This window comes from Saccharopolyspora indica, assembly GCF_027853965.1.
GTDB lineage: Bacteria > Actinomycetota > Actinomycetes > Mycobacteriales > Pseudonocardiaceae > Saccharopolyspora > Saccharopolyspora indica.
The window spans coordinates 90,987-104,422 of record NZ_JAQGLB010000023.1 but is presented as its reverse complement, the minus strand read 5'-3'; the positions used below and the strand labels follow the sequence as shown (position 1 = coordinate 104,422).

Here is a 13,436-nt window from a genome sequence, read left to right as displayed (position 1 = left end):
GTGTGGCACCCGGTCAGCCGATCTCGACGGCCTCGGCGGGCTGCGCGGCGACGGTCCCGGCGGACCGCGGGCGGCGGTCCAGCCAGCCGGACAGCAGCGCGAAGCCGAGGCCGACGACGGCCAGCAGGGCGCCGACCCAGCTCGGCGCGGTCAGGCCCAGTCCGGCCGCGATGACCAGGCCGCCGAGGTAGGCGCCCAGCGAGTTGGCGATGTTGAAGGTGGACTGGATGCTCGCCGAGCCCAGCGCGGGTGCTTCCTTCGCCTGGTCCAGGATCCGCGCCTGGATGCTCGGGATGGCCGCGAAGCCGGTCGCGCCGATCAGGAACACGGTGATCGGCGCCAGCACGGCGCTGTGCGCGGTGAACACGAACAGGCCGAGGGACGCGGCGAGCGCGGCGAGGAAGACGTACAGCGTCCGCATCGGGTTGCGGTCCGCGAACCGCCCGCCGAGCGCGGTGCCGACGGTCATGCCGACGCCGAACAGCGCCAGCAGCGGGGTGACCGCGGTCGCCGAGTAGCCGGTCACGTCGGTGAGCACCGGCTTGATGTAGCTGTAGAAGGAGAAGGTCGCGGCGAAGCCGAAGACCACCACGGCGAAGGCCAGCCACACCTGCGGGCGGCGGAACGCGCGCAGCTCGCCGCGCAGGCTGACGTCGGTGGGCTTGGGCTGGGCGGGCACCAGCGCGGCGACGGCGGCCAGCGCGATCACGCCGATCCCCGCGACCAGGCCGAAGGCCCAGCGCCAGCCGAACGCCTGGCCGAGCAGCGTGCCGATCGGCACGCCGACGATGTTGGCCACCGTCAGGCCGATGAACATCATCGAGATGGCCTGCCCGCGCTTGTCGGCGGCGACCAGCCCGGCCGCGACGACGGCGCCGATGCCGAAGAACGTGCCGTGCGGCAGCCCGGCGACGAACCGGGCGGTCAGCAGCAGCTCGTGCGTCGGGGCGAACGCGGAGAACAGGTTCCCGGCGGTGAACAGCACCAGCATGCTCAGCAGCATCGCCTTGCGGCGGGCGCGCATGCCGAGGATGGTCAGCAGCGGAGCGCCGATCACCACACCGAGCGCGTACAGCGAGATGTAGCCGCCCGCGTCCGGGATGGACACCTGCAGGTCGGTGGCGACCTCGGGCAGCAGGCCCATCATCACGAACTCGGTCGTCCCGATCCCGAATGCGGCGATGGCCAGGGCCAACAGGGCAATGGGCAAGGAAATCCCCCTGAGACGGAACGTGCCGGACGGTGTGCGATCGCCCCGCCGCGCGCACGCCGGAGCGGCTCGTCGCCAGCGGGGAGGTGGAACGGCTCACGCAGGCGTTCCCAGTTGTGCTCAACAGTATCCCGGTACCCCGCTGTTCCTGAACCGGTTATGAACCGCGCCACGTTCGGAATCCATCCGTCCACTGTGGATTTTCGGCAGTGCGTTCCGCACATTTCCGGGAGGCGCGCGCTGTGCGATCTGGCAAACGGGGAAAACGTGGAAACTTTTCGCAACTGACTACCTGCCGCGAGTTGCCCGGTGATAGCCCTCGACGCGACCCATCCCCGTTCTCCACGGAGGGGCCGATGCGCTCGAAGGTCGTCGCGGTCGTGTTCGCGGCGCTGGCACTGCTGGTGGCGAGCACCGCCTCCGGCGTGGCCGCGCCCCCGGAGCCGCACCGCTTCATCACCAGGCCGGATCTGAGCCCGCCGGTGGTGCGGATCGACACCCCGGCCAACGGCACCGAACCCGGCAGCATCTTCCTCGCGCCGCACGGCACCGCCGCCCAGAGCGGGCCGATGATCGTCGACGACGCGGGCCAGCCGGTCTGGTTCCAGCCGGTCGGCGACGGCGCCGGGCTGTTCACGATGGACTTCAAGGCCCAGACCTACCGCGGCCAACCGGTGCTGACCTGGTGGCAGGGCGCGCCGCGGCCCGGCTACGGCGAGGGCGAGTACGTCCTGCTGGACCGCTCCTACCAGCAGATCGCCACCGTCCGGGCGGGCAACGACCTGCGCGCCGACCTGCACGAGATGATCATCACGCCGCGCGACACCGCGCTGCTGATCGCCTACCGCACGGTGCAGCTCGACCGGCCCGTCGTGGAGGGCGTCGTCCAGGAGATCGACATCGCCACCGGCGAGGTGCTGTTCGACTGGCGCAGCCTGGACCACGTGGCGCTCGACGAGTCGACGGTCCCGCTCCCGGAGGACCCCGCGGCGCCCTACGACTACATCCACCTCAACTCGGTCACCGAGGACGCGAACGGCAACCTGCTGATCTCCGCCCGCCACACCGACGCGATCTACCAGCTGGACCGCGCCACCGGCGGGGTGCAGTGGCGGCTCGGCGGCAAGCGCAGCGACTTCGCGCTCGACCCGGACGCCGTGTTCGGGCGGCAGCACGACGCGCGCTGGCACCCGGACGGCACCATGAGCCTGTTCGACAACGCGGCCAGCGTGCCCGGGCCGGCGTCCCGGGCGCTGGTCCTCGCCGTCGACCAGACCGCGCGCACGGCCCGCGTGGTGCGCGAGTTCACCCACCCCGGCGGCGCCACGAGCGTCAGCCAGGGCGGTCACCAGGTGCTGGCGGGCGGCAACAGCTTCGTCGGCTGGGGATCGCAGCCGGAGTTCACCGAGTTCGACGAGACCGGCGCGGTGGCGCTGCACGGCTCGTTCGGCGACAACATGCCGTCCTACCGGGCCTTCCGGCTGCCCTGGACCGGCACGCCCACCGAGCTCCCGGCGGCGGCGATGAACGCCGACGACGGGACTCCGACGGTGTACGCGAGCTGGAACGGAGCCACCGAGGCCCGCACCTGGCGCGTCCTCGCGGGCCCGGCGCCGGACCAGCTCGCACCGGTCGCGGACGTCCCGAAGACGGGCTTCGAGACCGCCGCCGACCTGCCCGCCGCCGAGGACTACGCGGCGGTCGAAGCGCTCGACGCCAACGGCCAGGTGCTGGCCCGCTCGGAGGTCGTCAAGTCGGAATGACCTCAGTGGACACGTGATTCAGGAACGCGCACGTACGAGATCCACCTGGGGTCGGGCAACATCCTGATGACACCGAACGACCAGTACCTGTGCATCGTCCCGAAGCCGGGCGGCGGAGCAGTCGGCTACCTGCCCTTCGAAGGCGACGGCGTGCTGTCCGCGGTGCTCAGCAAGGCCATGATGCTGGCCGACGACGCGAAGATCACCGATCCTCGGCCAGCTGGGCAGCTGACCGGCCTCAGCGCATCCGGCGGTGACCGTGGGCACCTGGAGTCAGCTCATGGCTGCGGGCCAAGTGCTCCAGGAGCGCTTGGAGCTGCGCCCGTTCTTCCGGGGTCAGGGCCAGGCAGAAGGCGTCCTCGTGCCGCGCCGCCACCTCGAGGGCCTCGCCCAGCAGCTCGGTCCCCTCTGCGGTCAGGGCCAGGTGCTGGACGCGGCGGTCGCGGGTGCCGCGCGTGCGGGTGACCAGGCCGCGGCGCTCCAGGTCGTCGACGAAGGCCACCACCTTGCTCGGCAGCAGTCCGAGCTCGCCGGCCAGCTGCTGCTGGCTGAGGCCCGGCCGGACCGAGATCATCCGCAGCACGCCGACCAGCGGAGGTGTCAGCCCCAGCTCCTCGACGCGCGCGCCGAACTGCGTCGCGGCGTGCGCGCCCAGCTGGCTGAGCAGGAACGCGATCCCCGGGGAGTCAGCGGCCACGCGAGCATCTAACCACCGGCACCGGCAGCTGCCGAGCTCGCGCGATGCAGCTCCGTTTCCCCTGTTCAGCCCCCGTGAGTGCTTTGTGGGGCTATAGCACCCCGAAGTACTCACGGGCACTGACCTGCGGAAACGGAGCCTGCATCGCCTCGCCGGTGCCCGCGCCGCAGCGAGACGTGCGCCTCGGCCTCCAGCCGCTCGGCCATGTGCGGGTAGTGCAGCTCGAACGCCGGGCGGATCGAGCGCACCCGCGGCAACGAGGTGAAGTTGTGCCGCGGCGGCGGGCAGGAGGTCGCCCACTCCAGCGAGTTCCCGTGCCCCCACGGGTCGTCCACCCCGGCCACCGTCCCGAACCGGTAGCTCTTGAACACGTTGTACAGGAACGGCAGCATCGAGCCGCCCAGCACGAAGGCGCCGATGGTGGACACCACGTTCAGCGCGGTGAACCCGTCGGTCGTCAGGTAGTCGGCGTAGCGGCGCGGCATGCCCTCGGCGCCCAGCCAGTGCTGCACCAGGAACGTCAGGTGGAACCCGACGAAGGTCAGCCAGAAGTGCAGCTTGCCCAGCCGGTCGTCCATCATCCGGCCGGTCATCTTCGGGAACCAGAAGTACACCCCGGCGAACACCGCGAACACGATGGTGCCGAACAGCACGTAGTGGAAGTGCGCCACCACGAAGTAGGTGTCGGTGATGTGGAAGTCCAGCGGCGGTGCGGCCAGGACCACCCCGGTCAGCCCGCCGAGCAGGAACGTCACCAGGAACCCGATGGAGAACAGCATCGGCGACTCGAAGGTCAGCCTGCCGCGCCACATGGTGCCGATCCAGTTGAAGAACTTGATGCCGGTGGGCACCGCGATCAGGAACGTGGCGAAGGAGAAGAACGGCAGCAGCACCGCACCGGTGGCGAACATGTGGTGCGCCCACACGATCATGGACAGGCCCATGATCGTCATCGTGGCCAGCACCAGCCCGGTGTAGCCGAACAGCGGTTTGCGGCTGAACACCGGCAGGATCTCGGTGACGATGCCGAAGAACGGCAGCGCCACGATGTAGACCTCCGGGTGGCCGAAGAACCAGAACAGGTGCTGGTAGAGGATCGCGCCGCCGTTGGCCGGGTCGAACGCGTGCCCGCCGAGGTGCCGGTCGACCAGCAGCCCGAACAGCGCGGCGGCCAGGATCGGGAACGCCATCAGCACCAGCAGGCTGGTGGCCAGCACGTTCCAGCAGAAGATCGGCAGCCGCCACATCGTCATGCCAGGGCAGCGCAGGCACACCAGCGTGGTGATCATGTTGACCGCGCCGAGGATCGTGCCGAGCCCGCTGACGATCAGCCCGGCCGCCCACACGTCCCCGCCGGGCCCCGGGGTGAACGACGCGGACAGCGGCGCGTAGGCCGTCCAGCCGAAGTCGGCCGCCCCGTTGGGCAGCACGAACCCGCTGATCACGATCAGCCCGCCGAACAGGAACAGCCAGAACGACAGCGCGTTCAGCCGCGGGAACGCCACGTCCGGCGCCCCGATCTGCAGCGGCAGCACCACGTTGGCGAAGCCGAAGATGACCGGGGTGGCGAACAGCAGCAGCATCACCGTGCCGTGCATGGTGAACAGCTGGTTGTACTGCTCCTGGGAGAGGAACTGCATCCCCGGCGCGGCCAGCTCGCCGCGCATCAGCAGCGCCATCACCCCGCCCGCGATGAAGAACGCGAACGACGCGAGCAGGTACAGGATCCCGATCTGCTTGGGATCGGTGGTGTGCAGCCACGGCACGAGGTGCTCGCCCTTGCGCGGCCGCCGCGTGGTCCGGGCCCGCGTGGGGATCGGGGTGGGTTCGACCCGGGTGCTGGCCATCCACGCCTCCAGCGGATCGGCTCCGAGCTGGCCGTAACCCTCTCCGTACCCACCCTCGAACCCGGGCAATCACCCGTTGCCCAGGTAGCGCCGGGGAGAGGTCCCGACGGTCCGCTTGAACGCGGCGAGGAACGCGCTCGGCGTCGCGTACCCGACGGCGTGCGCGACCCGCGACACCGGCTGGCCCTCGGCGAGCAGGGCCAGCGCGGCGCGCAGGCGCGCGTGAGTCCGCCAGCGGTCGAAGGACATGCCGGTGTCGCGGACGAACAGCCTGGTCAGGGTGCGGCGGCTCACCCCGGCGGCTCGGGCGTGCGCCTCCAGGCCCCGCTGGTCCGCGGGGTCGGCGAGCAGCGCGTCGGCCACGATGCGGACGCGTTCGTCGGCCGGGCTCGGCACGTCGATGGGCGTGACCGGCAGCGGGCGCAGCAGGTCGAACACGACCGCTTCGGCCCGCAGGCGCGCGTCGTCGGCCAGGTCGTCCCGGCCGAGGTGGGCGATGAGCTGGGCCAGCAGCCCGTCGACGAGGACGGGAGTCGGCTCGGTCCACACCGGGCTGCCCGGGTGGTCCGGGTCGAAGTAGAGGCCGCTGAGCACCGCGTCGCGAGTCGCGCCGGTCCGGTGCACGACCCCTGCGGGAAGCCACAGCGCCCGGGTGGGCGGCAGGACCCAGTGGACGTCGTCCACGGCGACGCCGAGCACGCCGCTGCGGGTCCACGCCAACTGGTGCTGCGGGTGGCTGTGCGCGGAGAACCACTGCCCGGACTCCAGCGGGAAGTTCCCGACGACGATCGCTCCGATCCCGGCCGGAGCGGCGTACGAGGTCATGCCAGAAGGGTATGGCCGCAACGCGACATCCTTCGGCCTCGTTGCGCATCGCGGACAGATCGGCCGCTGCATAGCGTCGCCCCATGACAGTTGATCACCGCACAGCCGCGGTCACCGGACGTCGTGGACCGGCGCTGGTGGTCCTGTGCTTCGTGCAGTTCATGCTGGTCCTCGACGACACCGTGGTGAACGTGGCGCTGCCGAGCCTCCAGGCCGATCTCGGCTTCAGCACCGCGGGGCTGACCTGGGTCGTCAACGCCTACTTCCTCTCGTTCGGCGGCCTCCTGCTGCTGTTCGGCCGCGCGGCGGACCGGTTCGGCCGCCGCCGGGTCTTCCTGAGCGGAGTGGTGGTGTTCGGCGCGGCGAGCCTCGTCTGCGGCATCGCGCAGGAGCCCTGGCAGCTGGTGGCCGGGCGGTTCGCCCAGGGCGCGGGCGCTGCCATGTCCGCACCCGCCGCACTGGCGCTGATCGCGCTGCTGTTCCCCGGCACCGGCGAACGCGCCAGAGCGCTCGGCATCTGGGGTGGCATCGCCGCGCTGGGCGGCACGGCGGGTCTGGTGATCTCCGGCGCGCTGACCGACCTGGCGTCGTGGCGCTGGATCTTCCTGATCAACCTGCCGGTCGCCGTCGCCGCCCTCGCACTGCTCCCGCGCTTGGTCGCGGAGAGCCGGGCGGGGCGCGGGCGGCTGGACGTACCGGGTGCGGTGCTCGGCACCGGAACCCTGTTGTCGCTGGTCTTCGGACTGCTCCGGGTCGCTGAGTCGGGCTGGGACGTGGTCGCCGCCGGTGCCCTCGCGCTGGCCGCGGTCCTGGCGGTGTCGTTCGCGGTGGTCGAGTCCCGCACCGCCGAGCCGCTCGTGCCGATGGCCTTCCTGGCCCACCGGGTCCGCGCCGTCGCCAACTCCGCGTCGCTGCTGTTCTCCGCGGCCTTCTTCGGGATGGCCTTCCTGCTGATGCTGCACCTGCAGACCGTGCTCGGTTACCGGCCGCTGACGGCCGGGCTCGCCTACCTGCCCTACGGGGCGGGCATCCTCGCCGGGATGTGGCTGTCCTCCCGGTCGGTGATCCGGTTCGGCGTGGGCCGGTCCCTCGCGATGTCGTTCCTGATCAGCGCGATCGGATTGGTCGTGCTCTCCGGCGTTGCGCCCGGTGCCGCCTACGCGACCGAGGTGTTGCCCGGTCTGCTCATCACGAGCATCGGGTGCGGTCTGAGCCATCCCGCGTTGGCGGTCGCCGCGGTATCGGGCACCACCGAGCGGGACGCCGGTCTCGGTTCGGCGCTGCTGAACTGCGGCCAGCAGATCGGCGGTGCGGTGGGGCTGGCGGTGCTGGTCCCGCTGGCCACCGGCCGAGGCGCCTCGGGCTACTCCCTCGCGCTCACCGCGGCCGCTGCGCTCCTGGTCGTCGGTGCTGTCCTCATCGCGGCTCTGCTCCGGAAGGAGCACCGCGCCTGAGCCTCAGGTGGCCCGGTCGATGGCGCCGAGGGCCATCGCGCGCAGCAGGCGGGACATCGCCTCGGTGTCCAGGTGCGCGCTGTAGGGCGTCGAGTTGATCAGGCCGAACACCGCGTGCGCCGCCGCGCGGGCCGTGGGGCGCGGCAGCTCCGGGTGGATCTGGCACAGCACGTCCACCCAGACCTCCACGTAGCTGCGCTGCAGTTCGCGGACCTTGTGCCGGTCGTCGTCGGCGAGGCTGTCCAGGTCGCGCATGTGCACGGTGATCAGCGCCGGGTTGCCCAGGGCGAACTCGACGTGCCAGCGCACCAGCCGGTCCAGCGCGTCGTGCGGGTCGGCCGCCTCGCCGACGCGGTCCTGGCCACCGCGCAGCAGCCGGTCACTGATGCCGGTCAGCAGCTCCGCCAGCATCGCGTCCTTGCTGCGGAAGTGCCGGTACAGCGCGGGGCCGGAGATGCCGACGGCGCTGCCGATGTCGTCGATGCCGACCCCGTGGAACCCGGCGCGGGCGAACTTCTCCGCCGCCGCGGCCAGGATCTGCTCGCGGCGGGAGGGTTTGGCTGCATCGGTGGGCATCGCAGTCGATGCTAGACGAACCGGGTTAGTCATCGTTAACATCGGTCACGTTAACGATGACTAACCTCCGGTGGAAGGTGTGCCCCGCATGGATGCGCCCGCCCTGCGCACGACCGCGGATCCGGACTCGGCGGAGTTCGCCCGCTACACCGAGCAGCACGCGAAGCTCGTCGAAGACCTCAACGCCCAGCTCTCCCGCACCCGCCTCGGCGGGCCGGAGAAGGCCCGGATCCGGCACGTCGAGCGCGGCAAGCTGCTGCCCCGCGACCGGGTCGACGCGCTGCTCGACCGCGGCTCGCCGTTCCTGGAGCTCTCGCCGCTGGCCGCGCACGGCCTCTACGACGACGAAGCGCCGTCGGCGGGCATCATCACCGGCGTCGGCCGGGTCTCCGGCCGCGAATGCGTGGTGGTGGCCAACGACGCCACGGTCAAGGGCGGCACCTACTACCCGCTCACGGTCAAGAAGCACCTGCGGGCGCAGGAAGTCGCCCTGCACAACAACCTGCCCTGCCTGTACCTGGTGGACTCCGGAGGCGCGTTCCTGCCCAGGCAGGACGAGGTGTTCCCGGACCGCGAGCACTTCGGCCGGATCTTCTACAACCAGGCGACGATGTCGGCCCGCGGCATCCCGCAGATCGCCGCCGTGCTCGGCTCGTGCACCGCGGGCGGCGCCTACGTCCCGGCGATGAGCGACGAGGCGGTGATCGTCCGCGACCAGGGCACCATCTTCCTCGGCGGCCCGCCGCTGGTGAAGGCCGCGACCGGCGCCGAGGTGACCGCCGAGGAGCTGGGCGGCGGCGAGTTGCACAGCCGCACCTCCGGCGTCACCGACCACCTGGCCGCCGACGACGCCGACGCGCTGCGCATCGTCCGCTCCATCGTCAGCACCCTCGGCCCGCGCGCGCCCCGGCCCTGGGACGTCGCGCCGGTCGAAGCGCCGGTGGCCGACCCGGACGAGCTCTACGGCGTGGTCCCGACCGACAGCCGCACGCCCTACGACGTGCGCGAGGTGATCGCCCGCATCGTCGACGGCAGCCGGTTCGCCGAGTTCAAGCAGGAGTACGGCCAGACGCTGGTCACCGGTTTCGCCCGCATCCACGGGCACCCGGTGGGCATCATCGCCAACAACGGGATCCTGTTCAGCGAGTCGGCGCTGAAGGGCGCGCACTTCATCGAGCTGTGCGACAAGCGCTCGATCCCGCTGGTGTTCCTGCAGAACATCTCCGGCTTCATGGTCGGCAAGGAGTACGAGGCCGGCGGCATCGCCAAGCACGGCGCGAAGATGGTCACCGCGGTGGCCTGCGCCCGCGTCCCCAAGTTCACCGTGGTGATCGGCGGTTCCTTCGGCGCGGGCAACTACTCGATGTGCGGCCGGGCGTACTCGCCGCGCTTCATGTGGATGTGGCCGAACGCGCGGATCTCGGTGATGGGCGGCGAGCAGGCGGCATCGGTGCTGGCCACGGTCCGCCGCGACCAGCTCGACGCGCGCGGCGAGGACTGGCCGGTCGATGCGGAGGAGGCCTTCAAGCAGCCGATCCGCGACCAGTACGAGCACCAGGGCCACCCGTACTACGCGACGGCCCGCCTGTGGGACGACGGGGTCATCGACCCGAAGCAGACCCGCACGGTCCTCGGCCTGGCGATCTCGGCGGCGGCCAACGCCCCGCTGGAAGACATCTCCTACGGCGTCTTCCGGATGTGACCGGTATGCGCTGCTCAGGTCCCGTGCGCGCTTTGGGGCGCTATAGCACCCCGAAACGCTCACGGGCAACGACTCTGCCGTGCGAGGCGAAGGGATGACGATGCAGCACTTCGACGCGGTGCTGGTGGCGAACCGGGGCGAGATCGCGGTCCGGGTGATCCGGACGCTGCGCGAGCTGGGCATCCGCTCGGTGGCCGTGTACAGCGATGCCGACCGCGATGCCCGGCACGTCCGCGAAGCCGACACGGCCGTCCACATCGGACCGAGCGCGGCCGCCGAGAGCTACCTCGACGGCAAGCGGATCCTGGACGCCGCCCGCAGCACCGGTGCCCAGGCGATCCACCCCGGATACGGTTTCCTGGCCGAGAACGCCGCCTTCGCGGCGGAATGCGCCAGCGCCGGGATCGAGTTCATCGGCCCACCGCCCGCCGCGATCGAGTCGATGGGCGACAAGATCCGCGCCAAGCAGACGGTTTCGGCCGCCGACGTCCCGGTGGTGCCCGGCCGCAGCGAGCCGGACATGACCGACGCCGACCTGCACCGGGCGGCGCTCGAAATCGGCTTCCCGGTGCTGCTCAAGCCCTCCGCGGGCGGTGGTGGCAAGGGCATGCGGCTGATCCACGACGAGTCCGCGCTGGACGATCAGATCGCCTCGGCCCGGCGCGAGGCGCGGTCGGCCTTCGGCGACGACACGCTGTTCGTGGAGCGCTTCGTGGCCCGCCCCCGGCACATCGAGGTCCAGGTGCTGGCCGACGCGCACGGCAACGTCGTGCACCTCGGCGAGCGCGAGTGCAGCCTGCAGCGGCGCCACCAGAAGATCATCGAAGAAGCCCCGTCGCCGCTGCTCGACGCGGCGACCCGCGCCCGCATCGGTGCGGCGGCGGTCAACGCGGCCCGCTCGGTGGGCTACGTCGGCGCGGGCACGGTGGAGTTCATCGTCTCCGCGGACCGGCCGGAGGAGTTCTTCTTCATGGAGATGAACACCCGCCTGCAGGTCGAGCACCCGGTCACCGAGCTGGTCACCACCGTCGGCGGGCAGCGCGGCATCGACCTCGTCGAGCAGCAGGTCCGGGTCGCGGCGGGCGAACCGCTGCCGTGGACCCAGCAGGACATCGCGCTCGACGGCCACGCGGTGGAGGCCCGCGTCTACGCCGAGGACCCGACGCGCAACTTCCTGCCGACCGGCGGCGACGTGCTCGCCGTCCACGAACCGGCCGGCCCCGGCGTGCGGGTGGACTCCGGCATCCGCCCGGGAGCCCGGGTGGGGTCGGACTACGACCCGATGCTGGCCAAGGTCATCGCCTGGGGCCCGAACCGCGGCGACGCGCTGCGCCGCCTGGACAAGGCGCTCGGCGACACCGCGGTCCTCGGCCTGCAGACCAACGTCGCGTTCCTGCGAGCGCTCCTGCGGCACGAGCAGGTGCAGGCGGGCGCCCTCGACACCGGCCTGGTCGAACGCGAACTCGACGCGCTGATCGCCGAGAGCAAGACCACGCCCGACGAGGTCTACGCGGCTGCGGCCCTGGAGCGCCTGCTCGCCGCGGAACCCAACGGCACCGCGGTCGACCCGTGGGACGTCCCCGACGGCTGGCGCCTCGGCGAGCCCGCGTGGAGCACCTGGCGCTTCGCCGCCGACGGCGACGAGGTCGAGGTCCGCATCCGCGGCCGCGCCCGCGACGCCGAGGTCTCCATGCCCGCAACGGAATCCGCGATCCACCGGGCATCGGCGGAGGCGCACGGCGACGCGCTGACCGTCACCTACCGGGGCCGGACCCGCCGCTACCGGTTCGCGCACGTCGACGGCACCACGTGGCTCGCCGCCGACGGCCGCACCTGGGCGCTCGCCGAGCACCGGCTCCTCGCCGACCGCGGCGCGGCGGCTGGCCGCTCCGGCGGAGCGGTGACCAGCCCGATGCCGGGCACGGTGCTGGTCGCCGACGTCTCCGCGGGCCAGCAGGTCACCAGCGGACAACGGCTGTTCGTCGTCGAGGCGATGAAGATGGAGCACACCATCACCGCCCCGATCGACGGCGTCGTCACCGAAGTGCACGCCAGGAAGGGGCAGTCGGTCGGGCTCGACCAGCCGCTGGCTGTCCTCACCGCCCCGTCGGACGCGACCGGGACAACGAAGGAGGCCCAGTGATGGTGGACCACCGGCTCAGCGAGGAGCACGAAGCCCTGCGCGACAGCGTGCGGACCTTCGCGAGCAAGGAAGTCGCCCCGGTCATCGGCGACTACTACGAGCGCGAGGAGTTCCCGTACCCGCTGGTGCGCACGATGGGCGAGATGGGCCTGTTCGGCCTGCCCGTCCCGGAGGAGCACGGCGGCATGGGCGGCGACTACTTCGCGCTCTGCCTGGCGCTGGAGGAGCTGGCCCGCGTCGACTCCTCGGTGGCGATCACCCTGGAAGCGGGCGTGTCGCTGGGCGTCATGCCGATCTACCGCTTCGGCAACGACGAGCAGCGCGCCACCTGGCTGCCGAAGCTGGCCCGCGGCGAGATCCTCGGCGCCTTCGGCCTGACCGAGCCGGGCGGCGGTTCCGACGCGGGCTCCACCCGCACGACCGCGGTCCTGGACGGCGACAGCTGGGTGATCAACGGGTCCAAGGCGTTCATCACCAACTCCGGAACCGACCTGACCGGGCTGGTCACGGTCACCGCGGTCACCGGCCAGAAGCCGGACGGCCGCAAGGAGATCTCCACGATCATCGTGCCCTCGGGCACGCCCGGGTTCGAGGTCGCCAAGAAGTACTCGAAGGTCGGCTGGAACGCCTCGGACACCCACGCGCTGTCCTTCGACGACTGCCGGGTGCCCGCCGCGAACCTGCTCGGCGAGCGGGGCCGCGGCTACGCGCAGTTCCTCGCCACGCTCACCGAGGGCCGGGTGGCGATCGCGGCGGTCGGCGTCGGCCTCGCCCAGGGCTGCGTGGACGAGTGCCTGCGCTACCTCGACGAGCGCGAGGCCTTCGGCCGCAAGATCGGCGAGTACCAGGCGATGCAGTTCAAGATCGCCGACATGGAGCTGCGCGCGCACACCGCGCGCCTGGCCTACTACGACGCGGCATCGCGGATGCTGCGCGGCGAGCCGTACAAGAAGCAGGCCGCGATCGCGAAGCTGGCCTCGTCGAACGCGGCGATGGACAACGCCCGCGACGCCACCCAGATCTTCGGCGGCTACGGCTTCATGAACGAAACCCCGGTCGGCCGCTTCTACCGCGACGCCAAGATCCTGGAGATCGGGGAGGGCACGAGCGAGGTTCAGCGCATGCTGATCGCCAGGGAGCTCGGCCTGCCGGCCTGACAAACCTGTCTGGCGGACTCGTTCTGCGTGGCGGTGCGGGTAGCGGAACCTCAGCGCCCGCC

The 13,436-nt window shown here is 71.5% G+C and carries 10 protein-coding genes and 1 pseudogene; 6 read left to right on the top strand and 5 right to left on the bottom strand.

Features of this window, described 5'->3' with window-relative positions; translation table 11 throughout:
- Positions 1–13 precede the first annotated feature (13 nt).
- On the bottom strand, positions 14–1,210 hold the full coding sequence (locus OU416_RS34220) for an MFS transporter (protein ID WP_270931215.1): 1,197 nt from the start codon (positions 1,208–1,210) through the stop codon (positions 14–16).
- Positions 1,211–1,566: 356 nt separating this feature from the next.
- Here OU416_RS34220 and OU416_RS34215 point away from each other — a divergent pair, with 356 nt between their 5' ends.
- Entirely contained in the window at positions 1,567–2,973 is a 1,407-nt protein-coding gene (locus OU416_RS34215; protein ID WP_270931214.1) for an arylsulfotransferase family protein, read from the top strand.
- 36 nt (positions 2,974–3,009) lie between these two features.
- Positions 3,010–3,177: pseudogene (locus tag OU416_RS40380) on the top strand (DUF7737 domain-containing protein); the annotation flags it as partial.
- Between the two features lie 34 nt (positions 3,178–3,211).
- On the opposite strand, the gene OU416_RS34210 reads toward OU416_RS40380, so the two are convergent.
- From OU416_RS34210 to OU416_RS34200, 3 genes are all read right to left on the bottom strand, one after another.
- A complete protein-coding gene (locus OU416_RS34210; RefSeq protein WP_270931213.1) occupies positions 3,212–3,670 on the bottom strand; it encodes a MarR family winged helix-turn-helix transcriptional regulator in 459 nt (152 codons plus the stop codon).
- A 110-nt stretch (positions 3,671–3,780) separates the two neighbouring features.
- Positions 3,781–5,517: an aa3-type cytochrome oxidase subunit I gene (ctaD, locus tag OU416_RS34205; RefSeq protein ID WP_270931212.1), complete on the bottom strand. Its 1,737-nt coding sequence runs from the start codon at positions 5,515–5,517 to the stop codon at positions 3,781–3,783.
- Positions 5,518–5,586: 69 nt separating this feature from the next.
- Positions 5,587–6,342, bottom strand: a complete 756-nt coding sequence (locus tag OU416_RS34200) for an AraC family transcriptional regulator (RefSeq protein ID WP_270931211.1) — start codon at positions 6,340–6,342, stop codon at positions 5,587–5,589.
- Between the two features lie 83 nt (positions 6,343–6,425).
- Here OU416_RS34200 and OU416_RS34195 point away from each other — a divergent pair, with 83 nt between their 5' ends.
- Positions 6,426–7,796: an MFS transporter gene (locus OU416_RS34195; RefSeq protein ID WP_270931210.1), complete on the top strand. Its 1,371-nt coding sequence runs from the start codon at positions 6,426–6,428 to the stop codon at positions 7,794–7,796.
- 3 nt (positions 7,797–7,799) lie between these two features.
- On the opposite strand, the gene OU416_RS34190 is transcribed toward OU416_RS34195, so the two are convergent.
- Positions 7,800–8,372 (bottom strand): SACE_7040 family transcriptional regulator, encoded by a 573-nt coding sequence (locus tag OU416_RS34190; RefSeq protein ID WP_270931209.1) that lies wholly within the window; start codon positions 8,370–8,372, stop codon positions 7,800–7,802.
- An 88-nt stretch (positions 8,373–8,460) separates the two neighbouring features.
- On the opposite strand from OU416_RS34190, the gene OU416_RS34185 reads away from it, so the two are divergent.
- The 3 genes from OU416_RS34185 to OU416_RS34175 all read left to right on the top strand — a co-directional run bounded on the left by OU416_RS34185 (position 8,461) and on the right by OU416_RS34175 (position 13,374).
- Positions 8,461–10,074 carry a carboxyl transferase domain-containing protein gene (locus tag OU416_RS34185; protein WP_270931208.1) on the top strand — a complete coding sequence of 538 codons (1,614 nt, stop codon included), beginning with the start codon at positions 8,461–8,463 and terminating at the stop codon, positions 10,072–10,074.
- Between the two features lie 94 nt (positions 10,075–10,168).
- Positions 10,169–12,217 (top strand): acetyl/propionyl/methylcrotonyl-CoA carboxylase subunit alpha, encoded by a 2,049-nt coding sequence (locus tag OU416_RS34180; RefSeq protein ID WP_270931207.1) that lies wholly within the window; start codon positions 10,169–10,171, stop codon positions 12,215–12,217.
- The gene (locus OU416_RS34175) at positions 12,217–13,374 is read left to right on the top strand and encodes an acyl-CoA dehydrogenase family protein (RefSeq protein ID WP_270931206.1); all 1,158 of its coding nucleotides are present in this window, start codon (positions 12,217–12,219) and stop codon (positions 13,372–13,374) included. The genes OU416_RS34180 and OU416_RS34175 overlap by 1 nt, the downstream gene beginning before the upstream one ends.
- The last annotated feature ends 62 nt before the right edge of the window (positions 13,375–13,436 follow it).

Coding starts and splice junctions, on each gene's coding strand:
- OU416_RS34215 (WP_270931214.1), top strand. CDS start 1,567: ATGCGCTCGAAGGTCGTCGCGGTCGTGTTCGCGGCGCTGGCACTGCTG.
- ctaD (WP_270931212.1), bottom strand. CDS start 5,517: ATGGCCAGCACCCGGGTCGAACCCACCCCGATCCCCACGCGGGCCCGG.
- OU416_RS34200 (WP_270931211.1), bottom strand. CDS start 6,342: ATGACCTCGTACGCCGCTCCGGCCGGGATCGGAGCGATCGTCGTCGGG.
- OU416_RS34195 (WP_270931210.1), top strand. CDS start 6,426: ATGACAGTTGATCACCGCACAGCCGCGGTCACCGGACGTCGTGGACCG.
- OU416_RS34190 (WP_270931209.1), bottom strand. CDS start 8,372: ATGCCCACCGATGCAGCCAAACCCTCCCGCCGCGAGCAGATCCTGGCC.
- OU416_RS34185 (WP_270931208.1), top strand. CDS start 8,461: ATGGATGCGCCCGCCCTGCGCACGACCGCGGATCCGGACTCGGCGGAG.
- OU416_RS34180 (WP_270931207.1), top strand. CDS start 10,169: ATGACGATGCAGCACTTCGACGCGGTGCTGGTGGCGAACCGGGGCGAG.
- OU416_RS34175 (WP_270931206.1), top strand. CDS start 12,217: ATGGTGGACCACCGGCTCAGCGAGGAGCACGAAGCCCTGCGCGACAGC.